Origin of the sequence: Rhizobium sp. NPDC090279 (assembly GCF_044769665.1) — a bacterium.
In the GTDB taxonomy this organism is placed as follows: Bacteria; Pseudomonadota; Alphaproteobacteria; order Rhizobiales; family Rhizobiaceae; genus Rhizobium.
Window position 1 is genome coordinate 157,832 of sequence record NZ_JBIVYI010000005.1, and the last position, 23,415, is coordinate 181,246.

Here is a 23,415-nt window from a genome sequence, read left to right on the forward strand (position 1 = left end):
CTGGAATTCCCAGTTAAGACTTATAGAGCGCCGTCGGCAGCTTTTGAAAGCCGCCTGGCAGGTGAAACGGGCAAATGTTGCCGAAATATTGACGTTAACGTAAGCGTCATTTAACTTGTTTCGAACCTTGGGCGAATTGGAGGATTGCCTGTCGCTTCCCGGCTCGACAATTCTCTCTTGTTTTGACAAGAGATAAGCGAAGCGGGGAAGACGCCCAAAGGGGACAAGGCTGCGATCCGACATCCGGACGCCGGCCAAGCGGAGAGAGTGAATGACAGACGCGAGCGAGCTGCCGGAACGCGAGAGCATGGAATTCGACGTTGTGATTGTCGGCGCAGGTCCTGCGGGGCTTTCGGCTGCGATCCGGCTGAAGCAGATCAATCCGGATCTGACCGTCGTCGTGCTCGAGAAGGGCGCCGAAGTCGGCGCGCATATTCTCTCGGGCGCCGTCGTCGACCCGATCGGCATCGATCGCCTGCTGCCGGACTGGCGCGAGGAGGAGGGGCACCCCTTCAAGACCAAGGTGACCTCGGACCACTTCCTGTTCCTCGGCCCCGCCGGCTCCATCCGCCTGCCGAATTTCCTGATGCCGCCGCTGATGAACAATCACGGCAACTATATCGTCTCGCTCGGCAATGTCTGTCGCTGGCTGGCCGAGAAGGCGGAAGCGCTCGGCGTCGAAATCTATCCCGGCTTTGCCGCGACCGAAGTCCTCTACAATGACGATGGCGCGGTAATCGGTGTCGCCACCGGCGACATGGGCATCGAGAAGAACGGTGAGCCCGGCCCCAACTATACGCGCGGCATGGCTCTGCTCGGCAAATATGTGCTTGTTGGAGAAGGCGTGCGCGGCTCGCTCGCCAAGCAGCTGATTGCCAAGTTCGATCTGTCGCGGGACAGCGACGTCCCGAAATTCGGCATCGGCATCAAGGAGCTCTGGGAGGTCAAGCGCGAGAACCACAAGAAGGGCCTCGTGCAGCACTCCTTCGGCTGGCCGCTGGGCATGAAGACGGGCGGCGGCTCCTTCCTCTATCATCTCGAGGACAATCTGGTCGCCGTCGGCTTTGTCGTGCATCTGAACTACAAGAACCCCTATCTCTACCCCTTCGAGGAATTCCAGCGCTTCAAGACCCATCCGGCGATCCGTGGCACCTTCGAGGGCGGCAAGCGCATTTCCTACGGCGCCCGCGCCATCACCGAGGGCGGTTGGCAGTCGGTGCCGAAGCTCACCTTCCCCGGCGGCGCGCTGATCGGCTGCTCGGCCGGCCTCGTCAACGTCCCTCGCATCAAGGGCAGCCACAATGCGGTGCTGTCGGGCATGCTGGCGGCAGACAAGGTCGCCGAGGCGATCGCGGCCGGCCGTGGGAATGACGAAGTGATCGAGATCGAGAACGAATGGCGCCAGACCGATATCGGCAAGGATCTGAAGCGCGTCAGGAACGTCAAGCCGCTGTGGTCGAGGTTCGGCACCGCGATCGGCGTGGGGCTTGGCGGCCTCGACATGTGGACGAACCAGCTGTTCGGCTTCTCCTTCTTCGGCACGCTGAAGCATGGCAAGACGGATGCCCAATCGCTGGAACCCGCGGCCCAGCACACGAAGATCGACTATCCGAAGCCGGATGGCGTGCTCACCTTTGATCGCCTCTCCTCGGTGTTCCTGTCGAACACCAATCACGAGGAAGACCAGCCGGTGCATCTGCATGTCCGGGACATGGCGCTGCAGGTGTCGTCGGAACACGACGTCTTTGCCGGCCCGTCGACACGCTACTGTCCGGCCGGCGTCTATGAATGGGTGGAGAAGGACGGCAAGGAAACCTTTGTCATCAACGCCCAGAACTGCGTCCACTGCAAGACCTGCGACATCAAGGACCCGAACCAGAACATCAACTGGGTTCCCCCGCAGGGCGGCGAAGGACCGGTCTATCCCAATATGTGAGATGCAATGACTGAGATTGCGCAAGGCGCCTGGACGGTCCGCGCCGCCAGAGCCGACGAGCTGCATTTGCTCGCCGCTATCGAGATCGATGCTTTCTGGGCCTTGCATGAGGCGGGCGCGGTCGCCTGTGAGCCCACATCGCTACCTCTCGATGTCCTCAAGCAATCTCTGGCGGAGCAGTTGCTGCTCGTCGCCGTCGATGACGAGGACCGGCCGTTCGGCTTCCTGGCCGGCATCGGCAAGGACGGTTCCGTTCACATCGCCGAGCTCGATGTCGTCAGGCGTTGGCAGAAGCGGGGTGTCGGGCGGCGGCTGATGGAGGCCGGCATTGAAGCGGCCAGAGCTCAAGGCGCTATGGGCGTCACGCTTACCACAGATCGGCAGGTGGCCTTCAACGCGCCTTTCTATGCCTCGCTGGGGTTTCGCATCCTGGATGACCAGGAAAGGCCGGCTGTTCTCACGCAGATTCTCGAGCACGAGTTTGCCCACGGTGCCGATCCGGCCAGACGCGTGGCAATGGCGCTTCGATTTTGATCTGTGTTCTATAAAGTGCGTCGGAACAGATAGAAGGAGCGGCTCAGCATTTCGCTGAACCGCTCCATGTCTCCGCGAGATGCGAATTAGTGCTGGACGGCCTTCCGGGCCAGCAGACCGGTAGAGAGGGCAACGCCGATACCGGTGACGATCGCTGCTGCAATTCCGGCCATTCCGATTTCTTCGCCGAGCAGGAACCCCCCGCCGATAGTGGCCAGAACCGGCGTGATCGCGGTGAAGGCTGCCGCCTGCGTGCCGCCGAGAGCCTGAACGGCGAGACCATAGGCGAGGGTAGCAGCTAGGCCGGACAGCAAGCCCTGGCTGACGATCTGCAGGCCGATTTCCGGCAGCGGCACGGAGGCGAGCGAGCTGCCGAAGATGGCGGCTAGGCCGACATGGATCAGGAACGACCAGACGGCGATGATGGCGCTCGATTGCACGGCGCTCAACCCCGAGCGGCGGAAGGCATGGGTGTAGCTTGCCCAGAGCAGAGCGGCCAGCGGCAGCAGCGTGAAACCTTCCCAGGAGATCTGCACACCGTAAAGGCTGCGTACCAGCAGGATGACGACACCAGCGACGATGCCGCCGAGGCCGAGCCAACGGGTGATATCCAGCCGCTCGCGAAACAGCGTCACGCCGATTACCGCGGCTGCCAGCGGCATGGAACCGCCGAGCAGGATGCCGGCTGCCGAGGCCGGGGTGAACTGAATGGCGAAGGTGGTGAGCTGGAAGAAGAGGGCGCCGGAGCCGCAGACCATCAGCGCCAGCAGCTTCAGCGGCACGCCCTTCGGCAGCAGGCCCGTCCGCCACCAGACGGGAGCCAGCACCAGGGCAGGCACGCCATAGCGGATGAGGCCGAGATCGATGGTGCTCATCTGCGTTTCGGCCGTGTGACGGGTGGCGAGAATCCAATTCGCCCAGATCAAGACGGTGACGATGGCACCGGCATAGCCGACCATGGTGGGGGTTGCCTTGCGGGTGGAGAGAGACAAAGCGGTCATCGACATATCCTTTCCAACGATCCGGTTCTCTTTCGAATGAGGAAAAGATAGCGCCAAAGGCCGAGGCATGTCCTTGCTAGTTATGGCTCGAAAACCATGCTATGAGCAATAATCTGCCAATATACGTAGCTGAGATTCTTTAATATGCCAAAATTGGATAAGTTCGATATCGCGATCCTCAACTGCCTTCAGGAGGACGCGCGCGCCACCAATGTCGAGATCGCCGAACGGGTGAATCTCTCGCCGTCTCCCTGCCTCAGACGCATTCGCAATCTGGAGAAATCGGGACTGCTGCGCGGCTATCGCGCCGATATCGATCGCAAGGAAGCAGGACTTGGCCTCACCGTCTTCGTGGAGCTCAAGGTCGGTCATCATTCGAAGGAGAATTCCGAAGCGCAGCAGGCAGCATTGCTCGCCATTCCGGAAGTCGTCGCCTGCCATTTGATTTCGGGATCGGCCGACTTCCTGGCGGAGCTCGTGGTAGCGGATCTTGCCGCCTACGAAAAGGTGATGTCGGAGAAGCTTCTGGTCCTTCCCGGCGTGGTCGATCTACGTTCGAACTTCGCGATCAGGACCATCAAGACCAATGGTGCGCTGAAGCTGCCCATGCCGGAGTGAAAATGAAAAGGGGCCGTTTCCGGCCCCTTTGCGATAAAAATTTGATTATCCTCAGAGCATCGTGCCGCTGAGGATCAGCAGCGCGACCGAGAAATAGATCACCAGGCCGGTGACATCGACCAGGGTTGCGACGAAGGGCGCCGATGCGCTGGCCGGGTCGAGCCGCAGCTTCTGCAGGATGAACGGCAGCATCGAGCCGGCAAGCGAGCCGAAAGTGACGATGCCGATCAGGGCTGCGAAGACGGTCAGGGCGACCAGCTGCCAGTGCGGACCGTAATCGAAGAGGCCGATGCTCTGCCAGAGCACGATGCGGGCGAAGCCGACGAGGCCGAGGATGGAGCCGAGTACGATCCCGGTCGGCAGTTCGCGTATCGCGACCCGCCACCAGTCCGAAAGCTTGAGTTCGCCGAGCGCCAGCGCCCGGATGATCAGCGAGGTCGCCTGCGAGCCGGAATTGCCGCCCGAGCTCATGATCAGCGGGATGAACAGGGTCAGCACGACGGCCTTTTCCAGCTCGCCTTCGAAATGCTGCATGGCGCTTGCGGTCAGCATTTCGCCGAGGAAGAGGGCGGCAAGCCAGCCGGCGCGCTTGCGGATCATGCCCGCGAAGCTGATCTTCATGTAGGGTTGGCCGAGGGCCTCCATACCACCGAACTTCTGGGCGTCTTCAGTCGTATCGGCGATCATCGTGTCGATGACGTCGTCGACGGTGACGATGCCGAGCATGTGGCCCTTGTCGTCGACGACCGGGAGAGCCAGCAGATCGTGGCGACGGATCAAGCGGGCAACGTCCTCCTGCTTCATCAGTGGCGGCGCCGTGACCGGCGTGCCCTTCTGTGCGACGGTCAGAATACAGGCATCGGGCTCGCCGGTGATGAGACGGCGCAGCGTCACGACATGCAGCAGCACATGCGTTTCGTCGTCGAGGACATAGATGGCGTAGACGGTTTCGCGGGAGCGCTCGACCTGGCGGATATGGTCAAGGGTCTGGGCAATGGTCCAGCTTGCCAGCACGCTGACGAACTCCGTCGTCATGATGCCGCCGGCGGTGCGCGGTGGATAGCCCATCAGGCCCTGGATAGCCAGGCGGGCATGCTCGTCGAATGTTGCGAAGAGCCGGGCGCGCGTCTCGACATCCATCTCGAGCAGCACGTCGGCGACGCGGTCGTTCGACATGCCATGCAGCAGGCGCGCCGCGTCTGCATTGCCCATGACTTCGAGGATGGCGGCGGCGTTGCGCAGTTCTGGCCGGTCGAGAATGTGTACGGCGCGCTCTTCCGGCATTTTCGCAAGAATGCGAGCAGCTTCCGCCACTTCGACTGCGTTCAGAGCCTCGACACGTTCGGCAATGGTTACGGCGCGATTATTATTGATAAATGCACGAGCGGCGTTGCCGGCTCGCATCGGGAGGCTGTTCATGTTCATTATAGCTCGCCTTTCCGGTCGATCCGCCGTCGTAGCGGATCGTGGCGAGCCGACAGGAGTCGGTTAGTGCACGAATGCTACTGACGGCAAAGGCAATCGACTACTACTGTCGCTAGGCATCTAAAGATGGCTCCGGTTAATCGGCATGGAAAAACGGTGTTCCCCACGTGCGGCAGAAGTCGCGCCGAAGGCATAAAAAGTCAAGAGGTGGAAGTGGTTTAAGACCCTATGTCGCAAGAAAAATTTGCTTAGGCGGCTGAAATTTGTGCGATGCAACAAAATCCGTTGCCAATGCGTTAAAGCAAGTCGGCCGGACGACATGCGCCCGGCCCGTTCCGCTCTTGATTTCGATTGCTCAGAAGCCTGCCAGAACGACTTTACCCTTCATCTTGCCGGTCTCGACGAGGGCATGGGCCTTCTTCAGATTGGCCGCGTTGATCGTGCCTGCGGTCTCCGTCAGGGTTGACCTGATTTTGCCGGCATCCACCAGTTCGGCAACCTTCGTCAGCAATTTGTGCTGCTCGATCATGTCGGCCGTGTTGAAGAGCGGGCGGGTAAACATCAACTCCCAATGGATCGACACCGCCTTGCGCTTGAAGGGCATGACATCGAGGGTCTTCGGGTCGTCGATCAGGGCGAACCGGCCCTGCGGCGCAATGGCATCGACGATCGAGCCGATGTGATCGGCAGTGTTCGTCGTTGAGAAGACGAAAGCCGGGGCGCCGATGCCGAGCGCCTCGATCTCAGGTGCAAGCGGCTTCGAATGATCGATGACGTGATGGGCGCCGAGCTCCTTGACCCAGGCTTGCGTTTCCGGCCGGGATGCGGTGGCGATGATCGTAAGATCGGTCAATGCGCGTGCGATCTGGATAGCGATCGAGCCGACACCGCCGGCGCCGCCGATGATGAGGATGGCATTGGCGACGCCGGGAACGGGGTCCTGCACCTTCAGGCGGTCGAACAGCGCCTCATAGGCGGTGATCGAGGTCAGCGGCAATGCTGCGGCAGCCGGAAAATCGAGGCTCTTCGGCTTGGCACCGACGATTCGTTCGTCGACGAGGTGGAATTCGGCATTCGAGCCGCCCCGGTTGATGGCGCCGGCGTAGAAGACCTCGTCTCCCGGCTCGAACATCGCGACGTCCGGGCCGACCGCCCTGACGATGCCGGCGGCATCCCAGCCGAGGATCTTGTATTCGCCCTCGGCCGGCGCGACGTTGGCGCGGACCTTGACGTCGACCGGATTGACGGAGACGGCCTTTACTTCGATCAGGAGATCGCGGCCCTTGGCCTCGGGGGTCGGCAGATCGACATCGATCAGGGATGTCTCGGCGGAAATGGGCTGGGGTTGCTGGTAGGCGACTGCACGCATGGGAGAAGCTCCTGGATTTGTTGCACAGAGGCTAGATGCGCATTATCTTCAAATGACGCAAGAATGCACAAATTCTGTCCGTAGGTACAAAAAGGATACTGTCGATGTCGGTTCCTCGCTCCAAGCTTGTCAGGAATTTCCCGGGTTGCCCGGTCGAGGCGACGCTGAGCTTGCTCGACGGCAAATGGAAGGGTGTGGTCCTGTTTCACCTGATGGAAGGAACGCTGCGCTTCAACGAGATCCGCCGCAAGCTGCCGTCGGTGACGCAGCGCATGCTGACGAAGCAGCTGCGCGAACTGGAGGAAGCCGGGCTGGTGTCACGCACCGTCTTCCCGGTCGTGCCACCGCACGTCGAATATGCACTGACGCCGCTCGGCGCCAGCCTGGGGCCGATCATCAAGGCGATGGCCGTATGGGGCGAGGAGAATGTGTTCTGCCACAATGGCCGGCAGGAGCTGGCAGCGCCCGCAGCCTCATGCGTGAGCGGTGCGACGCTCCAGGCTAACTGAGAGGGCGAAGACGGCAAGGCCGCCGACGGAGAGAACGGCACCGACGTAGCCGGTCGCAGCCGCCGTAAAGCCCCATGAGATCACCAGGCCACCAAGCCAGGCTCCGAGCGCATTGGCGATGTTGAAAGCGGAGTGGTTGGAGGCGGCGGCCAGCGTCTGCGCATCTGCGGCAACATCCATAAGGCGTGTCTGCACGGCCGGACAGGCGGCAAAGCCGCAACCGATCAGGAAGACGCAGACGCAGAGCATGACGGGATTGGCAGCCGTCAGCGAGAAGAGCGTCATGATGATGATGTTGAAGACCATCATGCCGCCGATCGTTCCGTTGATCGAGATATCGCCGAGGCGTGAACCGACGATGTTGCCGACATTCATGCCGATGCCGAACAGCGCAAGCACGACCGGCACCATGGCGGCGCCAAGACCGGCAACCTGGGTCGTCGTCGTGGCGACATAGCTGAAGATCGAGAACATGCCGCCGAAGCCGACGGCGGCGACGCCAAGCGTCAGCCAGACCTGGATGCGCTTCAGCGCGCCCAATTCGCGGGTGATGCTGGCGCCTTCCTCGACCTTGTCTTTTGGCAGGAAGAGGGCAATGAGCAGCATGGTAACGAGACCAACCGCGCCGACCATCATGAAGGCCGCGCGCCATTCGAGCATCTGCCCGAGGAAAGTGGCGATCGGCGTGCCGATGAGCGTCGCGATCGTGAGGCCGAGCATGACCTGCCCGACGGCGCGCACCCGGCGGTGGACCGGTACCATGGAGGCGGCAACGAGTGCTGCAACGCCGAAATAGGCGCCATGCGGCAGGCCGGTGATGAAGCGTAGCGCCGTGAAGCTTTCGAAGGTCGGCGCAAATGCGCTGGAAATATTGCCGGCGGCAAAGATCGCCATCATCAGCAGAAGCAGCGTGCGCCGCGCCATCTTGGCGGCGAGCACGGCGATAACAGGCGCACCGACGACGACGCCGAGCGCATAGGCGCTGATCACGTGGCCGGCTTCAGGCGTGGTGACGCCGAAGGTATCGGCAACGTTGGGCAGAAGTCCCATGATGACGAATTCGCCCGTGCCGATACCGAAGCTGCCGACGGCGAGAGCCAGCGTCACCAGCGCGATTGCCGTGCGCGACGGTGCTTCCAGGGCGGTCTGGGTGTCGAGGGCGTCGACGGCTATATCGCTCACGAAAACTCCTTGGGCGGCAATCGGGTCGAAACACCGCGAATCAGGCAGCGAACTCCGGCATTCGGCGTTCAATGCATCAAACTGGGATATGGGACTGGTGGGGCACGGACATGCCTCCGTTGGTACTATCAATGAAGCCAATACGTCTGTCGCGTGCATTTTTTGCAGTGCAGCATGTCGTGTCGTGCATAAGTGCGTGGCGGCGGCTGATCGGGCGAAACGGCCACGATGCTTGAAATCGCTCTATCCAAAACCATCTGAGAAGAAGCGCACGGGGCTTCAGCCCTCAGACACACAATTTGCGGGAAGACCGAGAGCCCCAATGAAATTGATCGGCTTTTTCAATCGCGATGGCGGTACGTTCCGTACGACCGACATGGCTGCCTACGAGAAGAGAGCGGAACAGGTCTTCAGCGACGCTGGTCACGATTTCGAAGCTGTGGCCGTGGAGGGGCGCAACATCGTATCGGCGATGGAGCGCGCAGCGCGCCGCGACGATATTGACGGGATCGTCGCCGGCGGCGGTGATGGCACGATTTCGGCCGCCGCAGCCATCGCCTGGAAGAACGGCGTTGCGCTTGGCGTCATCCCGGCCGGCACCATGAACCTCTTTGCCCGTTCTCTGCGCTTGCCGCTTGACATCTGGCAGACGCTCGGGGTGCTGGCGAGGGGCGAGGTCGACAATGTCGATATCGGCAGCGCCAACGGCCGCGCCTTCGTGCATCAGTTTTCCGCCGGCCTGCATGCGCGTCTGGTGCGTTATCGTAACGGCTACACCTATCGTTCGCGCATCGGCAAGATGTCGGCCAGTACCCGGGCCGCCTTCGGCGTCATCGCCAATCCGCCGGAGTTCGATGTCGATTTCGAGGCGGGCGACATTCACGGGCGCCGGCATGTCTCGGCAATTTCGGTCTCCAACAATCCGTTCGGCGCCAATGCGCTGCTTTACGCCGACAGCCTGCGCAGCGGCGAGCTGGGCTTTTACACGGCGAAGCCGTTGCGGCCGCTCGGCGTTGCCCGCCTTGCCGTCGACATGCTGCGCGGCCGGGTTCGCGAGAACACCGATGTCATGGTGATGCATGCGCCGGAGGTGCATCTGCATTTTCCGAAGCTCCGCCAGCTCGCAAACTGCGTGATGGATGGCGAGCTACTGCCGCTTGCGCGTGACGTGACGCTCAAGGTGCATCCGGGCGAACTCAAAGTGATGGTCCGGGAGGGAACCGCCGCCGGCGTTGTCCGCGAAGGTGCCGTCGACAGCGTCGCCATTTGACGCGATCAAAGGCGCGGCAGGTAGGTCCGATAGTCGAAGTCCGAAACGCTGCGCAGATAGCGGATCGCTTCCTTGTGCTTGGTCTCGCCGTAGAGCTTCTGATACCGCTCGCCGAAGATATCGACGATGAACGCCGAGCTGCGGAAGCGCTCGACGGCTGTCAGGAAATCATGCGTCAGTCGCGGGGCATCGGCCGGCACGTTCGCGGGCGTGGTTTCCTCGCCGGGGTCCAGGTCGTTCTGCAGGCCGAGCAGCATGCCGCCGAGGATTGCAGCCAGCATTAGATAGGGATTGGCGTCTGCGCCGGCGACGCGATGCTCGATGCGCGCGCCCGCTCCGTCCCTTTCGGGAATGCGTATGGCGGTGCCCCGATGCCCGAAGCCCCAGGTGAGATCGACTGGAGCAAAAGAGCCTGGCTGGAAACGGCGATAGGAGTTGGCATAGGGCGCGAAGATCAGCTGCGCATCCTGCAGGGTCTGTAACAGCCCTGCGCAGATCGACTTCAGCCTCTTCGGCTCGCCGCCGGCAGCGTCGAGGACGTTGCGGCCCTGAGCGTCGATGATGCTGGCATGTACATGCAGTCCCGAACCGGCGTGTTCGGTATAGGGTTTCGCCATGCAGGTCGATTTCAGTCCGTGCTTGCGCGCTGCCTGCTCGGCGACGCGCTTCAGCATGATGCAATCGTCAGCGGCGGCAAGCGCATCCGGTCGATGCAACAGATTGATCTCGAACTGGCCTGGGCCGAATTCCGCCGTTGTCGCATCCGCCGGCAACCCCTGCGCCCGCGCATAAGCGCGCAGCGTTTCGAGATAGCCGTCGAGCAGGTCGACGGCATCCATGTCGTAGAGCTGAAAGCCGTTCGGCTCGCCCTGGTAGGTCAGGGGTGCCGGCGGCGAGGGGATGCCTCTTTCGCGCCAGTCTCCCGCAAGCAGGTAGAATTCCAACTCGGTGGCGATGACGGGCGTCAGGCCGAGCGCTTTGTATCGGTCGACCACGGCGGAAAGAATGGCGCGCGGGTCCTGAAAGCTCGGGCTGCCGTCGAGCTCATGCATGGTGGCGAGCACCTGCTTCGATCCAGCTGGCGCCCAGGGCATATCTGCGAGCGTGCGCTCATCGGCAACGCAGGTCCCGTCCGGATCGCCGATCGTCAGCGATAGGCCGGTAATGTCGTCATTGTCGTCGCCCCAGATGTCGAGCGATTGGGTCGAGGTTGGTAGCCGCACACCGCCGGACCAGACCTTCTTTTCGGCTGCAATTGGGATCTGCTTACCCCTGAGCCGGCCGTTCATGTCCGAAATCAGCACCTCGATGCGCGCGTTACCTTCGGTTGCGTTATCGGCCGCCATGCTCTTGTAAATCCCCCATGCTCACGCCATGGTCGTAAACCATCGACGCCAGCCTTTCAATCCGACAGGAACTTCGCAGATGCCCGATACATCAAGCCGCTCCAACCTCGCCGCCCTTGATGCCGCCCATCATCTTCATCCCTTTGCGGACATGAAGAAATTGAACGCGGATGGTGCGCGCATCATCCAGCGCGGCGAAGGCGTCTACATTTTCGATAGCAACGGCAAGAAATATCTGGATGGATTCGCCGGTCTCTGGTGCGTCAATATCGGCTATGGCCGCACGGAGATCGCCGATGCCGCGATCCGGCAGATGAACGAGCTGCCCTATTACAACACCTTCTTCGGCACCACGACCACGCCGGCAACGTTGCTATCGGAAAAGGTCTGCGCCCATGCCGGGCCGCATTTCAATCACGTCTTCTTCACCAACTCCGGCTCGGAGGCCAACGACACCTGGTTTCGCATGGCGCGCGTTTACTGGAGCGCTGTTGGCAAGCCAATGAAGAAGGCCGTCATTGCCAGGAAGAACGGCTATCACGGCTCCACGGTCGCCGGTGCCAGCATGGGCGGCATGAAATACATGCACGAACAGGGCGACCTGCCGATCCCAGGTGTCGTCCATATCGGCCAGCCCTATTGGTATGCCGAGGGCGGCGATCTCTCGCCGGAGGAGTTCGGCCTCAGGATCGCCCGCGAACTCGAAGCCAAGATCGACGAATTGGGTGAGGAGAATGTCGCGGCTTTCATCGCCGAGCCGGTGCAGGGCGCTGGCGGCGTCATCATCCCGCCGTCGACCTACTGGCCTGAGATCGCCCGCATCTGCAAGGCACGAAACATCCTGCTCGTCTGCGATGAAGTCATCTGCGGCTTCGGTCGTCTCGGCGCATGGTTCGGCCATCAGCATTTCGGCGTCGAGCCCGATCTGGCCCCCATCGCAAAGGGGCTGTCATCAGGCTATCTGCCGATTGGTGGCGTGCTCGTCAGTGACCGCATCGCCGATGTGCTGATCAATGAAGTCGGCGAGTTCAACCACGGCTTCACCTATTCCGGCCACCCGGTCTGCGCGGCTGCCGCCCTCGAAAACCTCCGGATCATCGAGGAGGAAGGGTTGGTCGAGCGCGTGCGCGACGATATTGGTCCCTATTTCGCCAAAGCCTGGGGCAGCCTTGCCGATCACGACATGGTTGGTGAAGCCGCCAGCATCGGCCTGATGGGCGGTCTGCAGCTCGCCGCCGACAAATCCACCCGCCGCCGGTTCGAAAAGCCGGATGCGATCGGTTCCGCCGTGCGCAACCATGCCCTGGCAAACGGTCTCGTGCTGCGCGCAACCGGCGACCGCATGCTGGCCTCGCCGCCGCTCGTCATCAGTCATGAGGAAGTGGATACGATGGTGCGCATCGCACGGGGCGCGCTCGATGCCGTATGGGCGGAGATGAAATCCTGACTAGCGCTCGGCCGTCAGCACGTCCCACTTGCCCGCCTTGTGAAGGGCAAGGGTGAGTGCCGCGACGTGGATCATCTGGATCATTTTCCCTTCCAGCGCCAGCTCGATCGCCTGCCGGATCGGCATACGGATTAGGCGGATGCGTTCCGTCGGGTCATCCGCCGGCTTGGTGCTGAATTCAACATTACGGGCAATGACGATATGCGCAAGGTTGGTATGCGTGGCCGGGTTGGGCGCAAGCTTGCCGACATAATCCCAATCGGTGGAGGAGAGCCCGGTTTCCTCGCGCAGCTCGCGCGCTGCGGCTTCTACCGGGCTTGCATCGCTCGCATCCATGGCTCCACCCGGAAGCTCAAGCGCCACGACGCCGAGTGCATGACGATATTGCTGGACGAGATAGATATGATCCTCGGCATCGAGCGCGATGATCTCGACCCAATCGGGATATTCCAGCACGTAGTAAGGCGCAATCTCCACGCCCTCCGCCGTCACGCAGTTGTCGGCGCGAACTTTCAGCCAGCGATCATGAACGAGATGCGTTGAACCCGTCGTCCGCCATGGTGGCAGGTCAACCGTGTCCGACAGCAGGCTTGCAATATCATCCTTCGAGCTCATGCGCGGCTTAGCTCCTGCTGCGGACGGCCCCGTGCATAGGCGCGAGATGCCTATGCGTCCTGATGATCACGATCGAAGATCTTGCGGACAATGTAATTCGGCGAGAGATCGTCGCGATAGTAGATGCGGGCGATCATTTCGGCGAGGATGCCCGTGGTGATCATCTGAACCGACGACAGCAGCAGCACGACGCCGACCATCAGCAGCGGACGGCTGCCGATATCGTCGCCGAAGATGAACTTGTCGATGAAGAGCCAGAGCAGGATCACGCCGGCAAGCGCGCCGAGGCCGAGACCGAGCGAGCCGAAGAAATGACCCGGCCGCGCCTTGTAGCGCATGAAGAACATCACCGACAGCAGATCGAGGATGACGCGGAAGGTGCGCGAGATCCCGTATTTCGACGTGCCGTGCTGGCGGGCATGATGGGTAACCGGTACTTCGCCGATACGCGAGCTCGGCACCACGCCGGCGACCCAGGCGGGGATGAAGCGGTGCATCTCGCCCATCAGCTTCACCTGCTTGATGATCGAGGCGCGGTAGATCTTCAGGCTGCAGCCATAGTCGTGCAGCTTGACGCCGGTGATGCGGCCGATGAGGTAGTTGGCGCACCAGGAGGGGATCTTGCGCAGCAGAAGCCCGTCCTGGCGGTTCTTGCGCCATCCCACAAGCAGGTCGAGCTGACGGCGTTCCAGCTCCTCGACCATCGAAGGAATGTCCTTCGGGTCGTTCTGCAGGTCGCCGTCCATGGTGGCGATCAGGCGGCCGCTGGCGGCATCGATGCCGGCCTGCATGGCCGCCGTCTGACCGAAATTGCGCTGAAGCTCGACGATGCGCAGCGTCAGCCCTTCCTGCGAAAGCGAGCGGCGGGCGTTGACGAGCGTCGCGTCCGTGCTGCCGTCATCGACCAGGATCAACTCCCAGGATTTGGCAAATCCAGCCATTGCGGAACTGATGCGCTCGATGAGCGGTCCGACGCTTTCTTCCTCGTTGAAGACGGGCACGACCAGCGAAAGCTCGAGGGGGCTTGCTGGATCGGCCTGGGGGAGGGTCGACTCTGCCGTTGTCTGCAACACGTGTTTCTCCTAAAAGACCGACAGTACCTGCCGGACGGAACGAGCGAAAAGTCCGGTTTCAGCCTTCCGCTCGCATTTGGGTGCCCTAACTACATGAAGACTCCGACGGTTGCCAGCCGACAGAATTGGTTTATTCGCAACCGAATGACGCTGCTGACGCTCGGCGTCGTCGTGGCTTACGCCGCCTTCATCGAATGGTTCTGGGGCTGGAGCTCGATCCTGGCGCAATGGGGCAGGGTCGGCGCCTTGCCGATCCTGCTCGCTCTTGTACTTCTGACCGGCACCTATTTCCTGCGCACCTGGCGCATCTACGATTACTTCCCAAAGGAAACCTCGGGCCATTTCGCGGCACTGTTCCGCGTGACGCAGGTTCATAATCTGCTGAATATCATGATGCCGTTTCGCACTGGAGAGACGAGCTTCCCGGTGCTGATGCGGTCAGAGTTCGGCATTCCGCTGGCGCGGGGCACATCGGCGCTGTTCGTCATGCGGCTCCTTGACCTGCACGCGCTTCTGGCCGCGGCCGGCATCGGCCTCGCGCTTGCCTCGCGCTATCATGTCTTGGCTTGGGTCATATGGGTGGCCTTCTTGCTCCTGCCGGTCGTTGGCTTTGCCTCTCGCCGACCGCTGATCCGCATTGCCGCCCGCATCCTGCCGAAGAAGGCGCAAGGGCTGGTGCATGAGCTGGAACGAGGGCTGCCGGTCGATGTCAGTGCTTTTGCACGTGCCTGGCTGACGACCATCGTCAACTGGCTGGTCAAGGTCGTGGTGCTCGCCTGGGCGCTCGGCCTCATGAATGTCACCCCGCTGTCGGCAAGCTTTGGCGGCGCGCTCGGCGGCGAATTATCATCCGTCCTGCCGGTGCATGCGCCGGGCGGTGTGGGCACCTATCCGGCCGGTATCACCGCCGGCGCCATGGCCTTCGGTGCTTCGAGTGCGAAGGAAGCAATCGAAAATCTCGCACAGGCCAGCATCAATGCTCACCTGTTGATTGTCGTTTCGGCGCTGACGGGAACCGCGATCGGATTGCTTGTATCGCGCAAACGCGCCTGATCCGGCTACTGCTGGATGTTGCCCTGAAGTTCAGCCAGTCGTTTGCGCAGGAAGGCTTGTTCCGGCGCCTGCCGGCAAAGCGAGAGCGCCGTTTCATAGGATTGCCGCGCTTCATCGTTGCGTCCGAGCTGGCGTAGGAAATCGGCCCTTGCCGCGTGAGCAAGATGATACCGTCCCATGCGCTCTTCCCCGAGCAATCGGTCGACGATTGAAAGTGCCGCCGATGGCCCGTCACACATCGAGACGGCCACCGCCCGATTGAGTTCGATCACCGGGGAGGGACTTGCCGTCAGCAGCAGATCATAGAGTGCAACGACCTGTCGCCAATCGGTGTCTTCGGCCGTTTCAGCCCGAACGTGTTCAGCGGCGATGGCTGCCTGCAGGGTGTAGGTGCCGACACTTTCCGCCGCCATGGCCGTGGCCGCGAGCGCAAGGCCCTCTCGAATTCTTTCGTAATCCCAGAGCGAGCGATCCTGATCGGCAAGTAGCACGAGAGCGCCCGCTGCATCGGCGCGGGCAAGCCGCCGCGAATCCTGCAGCAGCATAATCGCAAGCAGCCCCTCGACCTCCGCATCCGGCAGCAGTTGCAGCAGCAACCGGCCAAGCCGAATGGCTTCGGCCGCGAGATCGGCGCGGACGATCGCTGAGCCAGAAGATGCGGAATACCCCTCGTTGAAGACGAGGTATATGACATGCAGCACCTGTGCCAGCCGTTCCGGCAGTTCCGTCTTGTCCGGCACCTCGTAGGGAATTTGGGCAGTGCGGATGCGGTTCTTTGCGCGGACGATGCGTTGGGCGACGGTCGGAGCCGGGATCAGGAAGGCATGGGCGATCTCTTCCGTCGTCAGCCCGCAGACCTCGCGCAACGCCATCGCCATCCGCGCTTCGGCGGGCACGAGCGGATGGCAGCAGGTGAAGATCAGCCGCAGCATGTCGTCCTCGATCTCCTCGCTTTCCGATGTCTCCATTGTTTCGCCTTCCGGATAGAGGCTGTCGGCGATATCGGCCTCAGCCGAGTCGAAACGCGATCGCCGCCTCAAGTGGTCGATGGCGCGAAAGCGTCCGGCGGAGACGAGCCAGGCATAGGGATTGGCCGGGATGGTCTCTTCCGTCCACTGCTGCGCAGCTGTCGCAAACGCATCGTGGACCGCTTCCTCTGCTCGGTCGAAATCACCGAGCAGACGGATCAGCGTTGCCAGCACACGACGTGAATGGCTGCGATAGATGCCTTCGATGGTCTGGTTCAGAGACACGAGCGTCAACTACTCTCCGCGAGATCTCCGTGAAGTGTCAGGATGCGCACCGGGCGGATCTCGATGGCGCCGTAACGCGCCGAGGGAATGCGCTTGGCGATCTCCGTTGCTCCCTCAAGATCGGGCGCTTCAATGAGATAGAAGCCCGCCAGATGCTCCTTCGTCTCCACGAACGGCCCGTCCGTGACCGAAAACGTGCCGCCATCGGGGCGGATGACGATCGACTTGTCCCGGAGTACCAACGCATCCGAAACAATGAGAGTGCCGTCCTCTCGCAAGCCCTCGTCGAAGACGAAATGCTCGCCGATCAGATGGTTCATCTCGTTCGGCGTCAATCGTCCGTCGACATCGACGGATGTGTAGATCAGGCATAAAAACCGCATGTTTTTCCCTCCATGGCTATTCGTCCGGAAAGCGGATGTCGAAGGCGGCGCGAACCTCGATCATGCCGTAGCGCGCCACGGGAAAGGTGGCGGCGATTTCAGTCGCTTCCTTCATGTCCCGCGCCTCGATCAGCACAAAGCCGCCGAGATGCTCCTTGATCTCCGCAAAGGGGCCGTCGGTCACGGCGACCTCGCCCCGGCGCACCCGAACCGTTCTCGCTGTCACAGGTTCGAGCAAGGCGTTGGCGACGATGATATGGCCGCTGTCGCGCAGCCGGTTGTCGTTGTCGATCGAATCCTGCGTCAGCTTTCGCCCTTCCTCTTCGGAGAGCTTGGCAATCTCTGTGGTTTCGAACCACACCTGGCAAAGAAATTTCATCCGAGCCTCCTCAAGCGTCAGGACCGAAATCATGGATCGGCCGCACCTCGATGGCGCCGAGCTTGGCGAGCGGAATGCCGGCGGCAACGCGGATCGCATCGTTGAGGTCCTTCGCCTCGATCAGGATGAAGCCGCCGAGATATTCCTTGGTCTCGATGAAGGGACCGTCGGTCACAGAGGTCTCTCCATTGCGAACCCTAACCGTCACCGCCGAGCGCGGCGATTGCAATGCTTCGGCTTGGATCATATTGCCGCTCGCCATCAGATCCTGGTCATAGCCGAACGAATCCGAATCGAGCTTGTGCTTTTCCTCCTTGGTCATGACGTCGAGCCTCGTGCCGTCGAACCAGACCTGGCAGAGATATTTCATCGCAGCGCCTCCTTTTTCAACTTGCTGACGGCCATAGACGAGCAGCCTCCCAGCAAATCGACATCCCGATCCGCAGCATGACAAAAATTTCGAGCGCTGTCGAAAAAGCCCCGTTCCAGTCGACCAGTTCCGTCAACACGACAAGGAGAGACGGAAATGTACAGTCTGGAAGCCGCAATCGTTCATTATTGGCAAAGGAAGACCCTGTCGGAAGAGGAACTGCTCGACGCAGCCGATGTCGGAAGGGTCGTGTTCCGCGTGTGGATAGGGTTTGCGGGCTTTGCCCTGCTGATCCTGTGCCTGAGCCTGGCTGCAGCGCCAAACAACGAACGGCCGCAAGTTGCGGCCGCTGCTCAGACACATTCGATATCTGTGGATGGGCAATAGAGCAATTCCAGGAAAAGTGCGTAGCGGTTTTCCGTCCGGAATTGCGTCAAAATAAAAGGATGGAGCGTTTTCGCGATTCGAAGAAAAGCGGAAATGTGCTCCAGGGCGAATGCTCCGTTGCTTACTGGAACGCCGTTTCGAAGAAGCTGCGCAGCTTGCGCGAATGCAGCTTTTCCGGCGGCATTTCCGCCAGTTTCTGGATGGCGCGGATACCGATCTGCAGGTGCTGGTTTACCTGGGTTCGATAGAAGGCGGTCGCCATGCCCGGCAGCTTCAGTTCGCCGTGCAGAGGCTTGTCCGAAACGCAGAGCAGCGTGCCATAGGGAACGCGGAAGCGGAAGCCGTTGGCGGCGATCGTTGCCGATTCCATATCGAGCGCGACCGCGCGGGCCTGGGACAGCCGCTTGACAGGCCCTGCCTGATCACGCAGTTCCCAGTTGCGGTTGTCGATGGTGCCGACGGTGCCCGTGCGCATGATGCGCTTCAGCTCGAAGCCTTCATAGCCGGTGATTTCGGCAACGGCGGCCTCAAGTGCCACCTGCACTTCGGCCAGCGCCGGGATCGGAACCCAGACCGGCAGGTCGTCGTCGAGAACGTGGTCTTCGCGCATGTAGGCGTGGGCGAGCACATAGTCGCCGAGCCGCTGGCTGTTGCGCAGGCCGGCGCAATGGCCGAGCATCAGCCATGCATGCGGACGCAGCACGGCGACATGGTCGGTGATCGTCTTGGCGTTGGAGGGGCCGACGCCGATATTGATCATGGTGATGCCGGCGTGCCCCTTCTTCTTCAGATGGTAGGCGGGCATCTGCGGCAGGCGCGGCGGCGTGGTGTCGCCTTCGGGCTGGCTTGCGCCGGCCTTGGTGATGATGTTGCCAGGCTCGACGAACTCGGTATAGCCGCCGCCGCCGCTCGCCATCAGCTCGCGCGCCCACTTGCAGAATTCGTCGATATAGAATTGGTAGTTCGTGAACAGCACGAAGTTCTGGAAATGCGCCGCACTGGTCGCCGTGTAGTGGACGAGGCGAGCCAGGGAATAATCGATGCGCTGCGCGGTAAACGGCGCAAGCGGCGAGGGCTCGCCCGGCGGCGGGATATATTCGCCATTGGCAATCTCGTCGTCCGTGGTGTTGAGGTCAGGCGTATCGAAGAGATCGCGCAAGGGAATATCTTCAAAAGCCGAGGCGGACGCTTCGACATGCGCGCCTTCGCCGAAAGCGAAGTGCAGCGGGATCGGCGTGTTCGATTCCGAGACGACCACCGGTACTTGATGGCTGCGCATCAGCAGCGTCAGCTGCTCCTTGAGGTAGTGCTTGAAGAGCTGCGGGCGGGTAATCGTCGTCGTATAGACGCCCGGCGCCGTCACGTGGCCGTAGGAGAGACGCGAGTCGACATGGCCGAAGCTCGTCGTCTCGATGCTCACTTGCGGATAGAAGGCCCTATAGCGCGCAGTAATCGGTGCGCCCTTGGCGAGCTTGGTGAAATTGTCGATCAGGAACTTGGTGTTGCGATCGTAGAGCTCGGTCAGCGCTTCCACGGCTTTGCCGGGATCATCGAAAGTTCGCGGCTGGAACGGGCTGGGGGAGGAGATGTCGAGGGGTGAAAAAGGAGAGATTCTGTTGCTCATGAGCTATTATAGAGTGTCGTTGATTACAAGCAAACGACGTTGCCTGCCATGCCCCGGATTCTCGCAGCTATTTTCGCGAGCGGCCCCGAGCCCGCGCGAGGTCGTCGCGCAGGCGCTCGTTATTGTACCGTCGTGCAATATGGGGTGCCGGCCTCAACGCAGGTGAAGCTTGCACCGAAATGCGATTGCGCGCCGCTGCGGCCGGCATGTTCTACCGCAACCGAGAAGCTGAATGCAAAGATGGCGGCAAACAGCATGATAACAACAAAGCGCCGCGCGATAATCATCGAGTCCATGTTCCTGGCCCTACCAGTGCCCTATACTGGACACTGTTTTGCCATGGTCAGGCTGAACAGGTGCTGAGATACCGGTTCATCTGGCGTTCAGAAATATTACCGGATTCGAATGGTCGCTTGTGTCTATTTGCTGGAAAACAATAAGAGGCCTGCCGGCCGATGGCGAGCAGGCTCGATCATGTCTATCGTGAGCAGCTATCGGCTTTTTAGAGCCTCGTCCAGGTCTGAGACTTGCAGAATACCTTCAGAACGCAGCCCCTCATCCTGATGCTGGCGCCGCTTATGGTGCCTGAGCCGCTGTAGGTCTTGTCTTCGGAGGGATCGGTCAGTTCGCCCGTGTAGCTGTTGCCCTTGCCCTGCATCTTGCCGATCTGCTTGCCGGCGTATTTGCCCGTTTTCAGCGTCACGCAGTAGCTGTCGCCGCAGGGTGCGATGGCGGCGGTATCGCCAGCAACCGTTTTCCAATTGCCGACGATCGGTTCTTCGGCAAAGGCGGCACTCGCGCTCATCAGCAATGCGGTAGCAAGAACGGTGGTACGGATCATGATGTCATTCCTCCCCCAAGGCGCCATCCGGTTCTGTAACCGGGAATGTGGTGAGATTATCTAACGCGAACGTAAAGGTAAATATGGTTTTCGAAGCGCAAATCTCCTGTCCTGTCGGATATCCGCGCTGTGCCGAAAAACGGCATCCGATTGAACTGCGCTCTTTTTGTGGTGAACGAAGGGTTTAAATCCAGATCCTAACGGAAGGTTAAGCTCGCCCGAAAATCCTTAATTTGCAAGGGAAGCGATGTTTAACAAAAACCGAAGTTTACCAAGCATTTGCACTTTGTTTGCATCGAATTAATCATGCATTTTAGGCGTTTTTTGAAAGCCGTCTGCGATAGTGAAGCCATCAAACGAGCGGGGCAAACCCGCCGGCCGGAAGAACCGGAAAGCCGCGAATGACGGCAAGGTTCGGACGGAAAACAGGGCAGATACGAACAGAAGTAAAACAGGGATAAAACCAATGGCACGCTTCGAAACGACGATGTCTGGAAATGCCATGATGGGTGGTAACGGCGCCGATGCCCTTTGCGAACTCGGCGTGAACTACGCGACCGGCAGGGGCTGTGCCGCAGACCTCGTTGCCGCCCACAAATGGTTGAATATCGCCGCCATCCGTGGCAGCGAACGCGCCGCCGAGCTTCGTGCCGACGTCGCCGCGACCTTGACCAAGATGCAGCTCGCGACCGCACTCCGCGCCGCTCGCGAGTGGATGACCACGCACTGAGGCGCGCCGCATATAAGGCGACTTCCTGACTGACCTCGAAAGAGGGGATGTCGGCGGCCGACGGAGATGCCCGCCGAATGATGAAAACCGCGACCGGCCGGGACAAGGCAGGCGCGGTTTCGTCGTCTCAGAGCAATTCCAGGAAAAGTGCGCAGCGGCTTTCCGTCTGGAATTGCGTGAGAATATCGACCTAGAGCGATTCCGCGAAATGCTCCACGCCTCAACCGATCGTCTTCAGCACTTTGGGCAGTGCTTCGGCCAGGAGATCCAAGTCCTGCTTGGGCCCGACACTAACGCGGATGCAGCGATTGAGCGGGGCAACGCCCGGCATGCGGATGAAAACGCCATGCTGGATCAACCCATCGACGATGGCGCGGGCATAGACGCCGTCCCGGCCGCAATCGATGGCGACGAAGTTGGTTGCGGAGGCGAGCGGCAAGAGCCCGTTGTCGCGGGCGATCGCGCCGATCTCCTCGCGCGCGGCGCGGATCTTGCCGACCACCTCGGCAAGATAGGCCTGATCCTTCAGCGCGGCGAGTGCTGCCACGGTGGCGAGCCTGTTCATGCCGAAATGATTGCGGATCTTGTCGAAGGCGAGCACCGTCTCGGGCATCCCGATCACGTAGCCGACGCGGGCGCCGGCAAGGCCATAAGCCTTGGAGAAGGTGCGGGTTCGCAAGACATTCGGCAGGTCGATCAGGGCTGAGATATCGGGCAACGAGTTGGCAGGACCCGTTTCGCTGTAGGCTTCGTCGAGGATCAGTAGGCAGTTTTCCGGCAGCGCGCGGGCAAAGGCGACGATCTTGTCAGCATCCCACCAGCTTCCCATCGGGTTGTCGGGATTGGCGAAATAGACGAGCGGCGCGTTCTCGCGCTTCACCGCTTCGAGCAGCCCATCGAGATCCTCGCGATCATTGACATAGGGCACAGTCACCAGGCGACCGCCGAAACCGGCAACATGGAAATTGAAGGTCGGATAGCCGCCGAGCGAGGTGACGACAGGCGTGCCCGGCTCGATGACCATGCGCGCGATCAGGCCAAGTAGACTGTCGATGCCTTCGCCGACGGCGATATTGGCCGGCTGAACGCCGAGATGTGCCGCAAGCGCCTGCTTCAGCTCGAAATTTTCCGGATCGTTGTACATCCAGATATCGCCCGCATGCTCGCGCATGGCCGCGATGACGGAGGGCGCAGGTCCAAAGCCGTTCTCGTTGGCGCCGATGCGGGCCTTGACCGTTAGCCCCCGCTGACGCTCCAGCGCTTCGGGACCGACGAAAGGAACGGTGGAGGGAAGGGCGCTGATCAGCGGCGTAAAGCGCGAGAAGGCGGACATGCGGGCTTTGTTTCCGAATTCAGTTGCAGGGTGCGGCAGAATAGGCGCTTGGCAGGTGGTTGCAAGAGCGGAAAGATGCTGTTGCGGGATGCGCCATTAGCGGTCGTTCGACTCCAATGACATGAGCCTCAGCCAGGCCCGGCGTTTCCGGCATCCACTATTGCCTGAACGACAAGGGCGATGCGCTTTTCATGCATGCCAGGCCTCACGCGGCCTGAACGTTCGAGCTCGGCGAGCCCATGAAGAGCCGCCCAGAAAGTCTCGGTTACGATCTCCACATTAGTGCAGAACGGAGACACGACTGCTGCAATTACTTCGAAACCGTCCCGAAGCTCTGCTGTCGTTTCAGCTTCGGCGAACCTCAATTGGGTCGGTAAGGTGAACATGGCGTCGTAGAGTGCGGGGCGACTGAGTGCGAACGTAAAATAGCCCGTGGCAACGTTTATGAGGGCGTCCCGTCGTCCGTCTGCCGCTTCTGCTGCCGCGCGAAGAATTGCTGCGAGCTCCTTGAAGCCTTCCACCGCAACTGCTGCGACGATGGCATCCCTGTTCACGAAATGTGAGTAGAGGACGGGCTGGCTATATTCGATCTCCTTAGCCAGACGGCGAATCGTAACCGCATCCCACCCTTCGCTTTCCGCGATCACACGTGCTGCCGCGACGATGCGATCTTCGCGTTCCGCCCGTTCCCGATTTTTTCGGCCTGCGACACTCATTCCAAAATCTCCATGTCCCAC

25 protein-coding genes are annotated in these 23,415 nt (G+C 61.1%); 9 read left to right on the forward strand and 16 right to left on the reverse strand.

Annotated elements, in window-relative coordinates; all coding sequences use genetic code 11:
- Nucleotides 1-271 precede the first annotated feature (271 nt).
- Together ACIQWP_RS13990 and ACIQWP_RS13995 are read left to right on the forward strand one after the other, a co-directional pair.
- A complete protein-coding gene (locus ACIQWP_RS13990; protein WP_402788052.1) occupies nt 272-1,936 on the forward strand; it encodes a 4Fe-4S dicluster domain-containing protein in 1,665 nt (554 codons plus the stop codon).
- Between the two features lie 6 nt (nt 1,937-1,942).
- Nucleotides 1,943-2,470, forward strand: a complete 528-nt coding sequence (locus ACIQWP_RS13995; RefSeq protein ID WP_402788055.1) for a GNAT family N-acetyltransferase — start codon at nt 1,943-1,945, stop codon at nt 2,468-2,470.
- A gap of 86 nt (nt 2,471-2,556) precedes the next feature.
- Here ACIQWP_RS13995 and ACIQWP_RS14000 read toward each other — a convergent pair whose 3' ends face one another.
- The gene (locus ACIQWP_RS14000; RefSeq protein ID WP_402788058.1) at nt 2,557-3,471 is read right to left on the reverse strand and encodes a DMT family transporter; all 915 of its coding nucleotides are present in this window, start codon (nt 3,469-3,471) and stop codon (nt 2,557-2,559) included.
- A gap of 144 nt (nt 3,472-3,615) precedes the next feature.
- Here ACIQWP_RS14000 and ACIQWP_RS14005 point away from each other — a divergent pair, with 144 nt between their 5' ends.
- Complete coding sequence (locus ACIQWP_RS14005; protein WP_402788061.1) at nt 3,616-4,089, forward strand: Lrp/AsnC family transcriptional regulator; 474 nt, start codon at nt 3,616-3,618, stop codon at nt 4,087-4,089.
- Between the two features lie 51 nt (nt 4,090-4,140).
- Here the strand turns inward: ACIQWP_RS14005 and mgtE are convergent, their stop codons facing one another.
- Complete coding sequence (mgtE, locus tag ACIQWP_RS14010; RefSeq protein ID WP_402788064.1) at nt 4,141-5,514, reverse strand: magnesium transporter; 1,374 nt, start codon at nt 5,512-5,514, stop codon at nt 4,141-4,143.
- A gap of 355 nt (nt 5,515-5,869) precedes the next feature.
- A complete protein-coding gene (locus ACIQWP_RS14015) occupies nt 5,870-6,883 on the reverse strand; it encodes a zinc-binding alcohol dehydrogenase family protein (RefSeq protein WP_402788067.1) in 1,014 nt (337 codons plus the stop codon).
- 104 nt (nt 6,884-6,987) lie between these two features.
- Here ACIQWP_RS14015 and ACIQWP_RS14020 point away from each other — a divergent pair, with 104 nt between their 5' ends.
- Nucleotides 6,988-7,392 (forward strand): winged helix-turn-helix transcriptional regulator, encoded by a 405-nt coding sequence (locus tag ACIQWP_RS14020; RefSeq protein WP_402788070.1) that lies wholly within the window; start codon nt 6,988-6,990, stop codon nt 7,390-7,392.
- On the opposite strand, the gene ACIQWP_RS14025 is transcribed toward ACIQWP_RS14020, so the two are convergent.
- Nucleotides 7,357-8,574, reverse strand: coding sequence for an MFS transporter (locus ACIQWP_RS14025; RefSeq protein ID WP_402788072.1), 1,218 nt, complete (start codon nt 8,572-8,574; stop codon nt 7,357-7,359). The genes ACIQWP_RS14020 and ACIQWP_RS14025 overlap by 36 nt on opposite strands.
- Nucleotides 8,575-8,896: 322 nt before the next feature.
- Between ACIQWP_RS14025 and ACIQWP_RS14030 the strand changes: the two genes are divergently transcribed.
- A complete protein-coding gene (locus ACIQWP_RS14030; protein ID WP_402788075.1) occupies nt 8,897-9,844 on the forward strand; it encodes a diacylglycerol/lipid kinase family protein in 948 nt (315 codons plus the stop codon).
- Between the two features lie 5 nt (nt 9,845-9,849).
- Here the strand turns inward: ACIQWP_RS14030 and ACIQWP_RS14035 are convergent, their stop codons facing one another.
- Nucleotides 9,850-11,190 carry a glutamine synthetase family protein gene (locus tag ACIQWP_RS14035; RefSeq protein ID WP_402788078.1) on the reverse strand — a complete coding sequence of 447 codons (1,341 nt, stop codon included), beginning with the start codon at nt 11,188-11,190 and terminating at the stop codon, nt 9,850-9,852.
- 79 nt (nt 11,191-11,269) lie between these two features.
- Between ACIQWP_RS14035 and ACIQWP_RS14040 the strand changes: the two genes are divergently transcribed.
- Nucleotides 11,270-12,637 (forward strand): aspartate aminotransferase family protein, encoded by a 1,368-nt coding sequence (locus ACIQWP_RS14040; protein ID WP_402788080.1) that lies wholly within the window; start codon nt 11,270-11,272, stop codon nt 12,635-12,637.
- Here ACIQWP_RS14040 and ACIQWP_RS14045 read toward each other — a convergent pair whose 3' ends face one another.
- Together ACIQWP_RS14045 and ACIQWP_RS14050 are read right to left on the reverse strand one after the other, a co-directional pair.
- Nucleotides 12,638-13,252: an NUDIX hydrolase gene (locus ACIQWP_RS14045; protein WP_402788083.1), complete on the reverse strand. Its 615-nt coding sequence runs from the start codon at nt 13,250-13,252 to the stop codon at nt 12,638-12,640. It lies immediately after the preceding gene.
- Nucleotides 13,253-13,302: 50 nt separating this feature from the next.
- Nucleotides 13,303-14,322, reverse strand: coding sequence for a glycosyltransferase family 2 protein (locus ACIQWP_RS14050; protein ID WP_402788725.1), 1,020 nt, complete (start codon nt 14,320-14,322; stop codon nt 13,303-13,305).
- 96 nt (nt 14,323-14,418) lie between these two features.
- Between ACIQWP_RS14050 and ACIQWP_RS14055 the strand changes: the two genes are divergently transcribed.
- A complete protein-coding gene (locus ACIQWP_RS14055; RefSeq protein WP_402788086.1) occupies nt 14,419-15,378 on the forward strand; it encodes a lysylphosphatidylglycerol synthase domain-containing protein in 960 nt (319 codons plus the stop codon).
- A gap of 5 nt (nt 15,379-15,383) precedes the next feature.
- On the opposite strand, the gene ACIQWP_RS14060 is transcribed toward ACIQWP_RS14055, so the two are convergent.
- The 4 genes from ACIQWP_RS14060 to ACIQWP_RS14075 are packed head-to-tail and all read right to left on the reverse strand — an operon-like array spanning nt 15,384 to nt 17,763.
- Nucleotides 15,384-16,625 carry an RNA polymerase sigma factor gene (locus ACIQWP_RS14060; protein WP_402788727.1) on the reverse strand — a complete coding sequence of 414 codons (1,242 nt, stop codon included), beginning with the start codon at nt 16,623-16,625 and terminating at the stop codon, nt 15,384-15,386.
- An 11-nt stretch (nt 16,626-16,636) separates the two neighbouring features.
- Complete coding sequence (locus ACIQWP_RS14065) at nt 16,637-17,014, reverse strand: YciI family protein (protein ID WP_402788088.1); 378 nt, start codon at nt 17,012-17,014, stop codon at nt 16,637-16,639.
- A 16-nt stretch (nt 17,015-17,030) separates the two neighbouring features.
- The gene (locus ACIQWP_RS14070; RefSeq protein ID WP_402788090.1) at nt 17,031-17,393 is read right to left on the reverse strand and encodes a YciI family protein; all 363 of its coding nucleotides are present in this window, start codon (nt 17,391-17,393) and stop codon (nt 17,031-17,033) included.
- Between the two features lie 10 nt (nt 17,394-17,403).
- Nucleotides 17,404-17,763 (reverse strand): YciI family protein, encoded by a 360-nt coding sequence (locus ACIQWP_RS14075; RefSeq protein WP_402788093.1) that lies wholly within the window; start codon nt 17,761-17,763, stop codon nt 17,404-17,406.
- Between the two features lie 156 nt (nt 17,764-17,919).
- Between ACIQWP_RS14075 and ACIQWP_RS14080 the strand changes: the two genes are divergently transcribed.
- Entirely contained in the window at nt 17,920-18,150 is a 231-nt protein-coding gene (locus ACIQWP_RS14080) for a hypothetical protein (RefSeq protein ID WP_402788096.1), read from the forward strand.
- Between the two features lie 121 nt (nt 18,151-18,271).
- On the opposite strand, the gene ACIQWP_RS14085 is transcribed toward ACIQWP_RS14080, so the two are convergent.
- From ACIQWP_RS14085 to ACIQWP_RS14095, 3 genes are all read right to left on the reverse strand, one after another.
- Nucleotides 18,272-19,774 carry an AMP nucleosidase gene (locus ACIQWP_RS14085; protein WP_402788099.1) on the reverse strand — a complete coding sequence of 501 codons (1,503 nt, stop codon included), beginning with the start codon at nt 19,772-19,774 and terminating at the stop codon, nt 18,272-18,274.
- Nucleotides 19,775-19,893: 119 nt separating this feature from the next.
- Entirely contained in the window at nt 19,894-20,070 is a 177-nt protein-coding gene (locus ACIQWP_RS14090; protein WP_402788102.1) for a hypothetical protein, read from the reverse strand.
- A 206-nt stretch (nt 20,071-20,276) separates the two neighbouring features.
- Nucleotides 20,277-20,615 carry a DUF2147 domain-containing protein gene (locus tag ACIQWP_RS14095; RefSeq protein ID WP_402788105.1) on the reverse strand — a complete coding sequence of 113 codons (339 nt, stop codon included), beginning with the start codon at nt 20,613-20,615 and terminating at the stop codon, nt 20,277-20,279.
- 466 nt (nt 20,616-21,081) lie between these two features.
- Here ACIQWP_RS14095 and ACIQWP_RS14100 point away from each other — a divergent pair, with 466 nt between their 5' ends.
- Nucleotides 21,082-21,345 (forward strand): tetratricopeptide repeat protein, encoded by a 264-nt coding sequence (locus tag ACIQWP_RS14100; protein WP_113348177.1) that lies wholly within the window; start codon nt 21,082-21,084, stop codon nt 21,343-21,345.
- Between the two features lie 220 nt (nt 21,346-21,565).
- Here ACIQWP_RS14100 and ACIQWP_RS14105 read toward each other — a convergent pair whose 3' ends face one another.
- Both ACIQWP_RS14105 and ACIQWP_RS14110 read right to left on the reverse strand, forming a co-directional pair.
- Nucleotides 21,566-22,678, reverse strand: coding sequence for a pyridoxal phosphate-dependent aminotransferase (locus tag ACIQWP_RS14105; RefSeq protein WP_402788110.1), 1,113 nt, complete (start codon nt 22,676-22,678; stop codon nt 21,566-21,568).
- 128 nt (nt 22,679-22,806) lie between these two features.
- Nucleotides 22,807-23,394, reverse strand: a complete 588-nt coding sequence (locus ACIQWP_RS14110) for a TetR/AcrR family transcriptional regulator (RefSeq protein ID WP_402788113.1) — start codon at nt 23,392-23,394, stop codon at nt 22,807-22,809.
- Nucleotides 23,395-23,415: the final 21 nt, after the last annotated feature.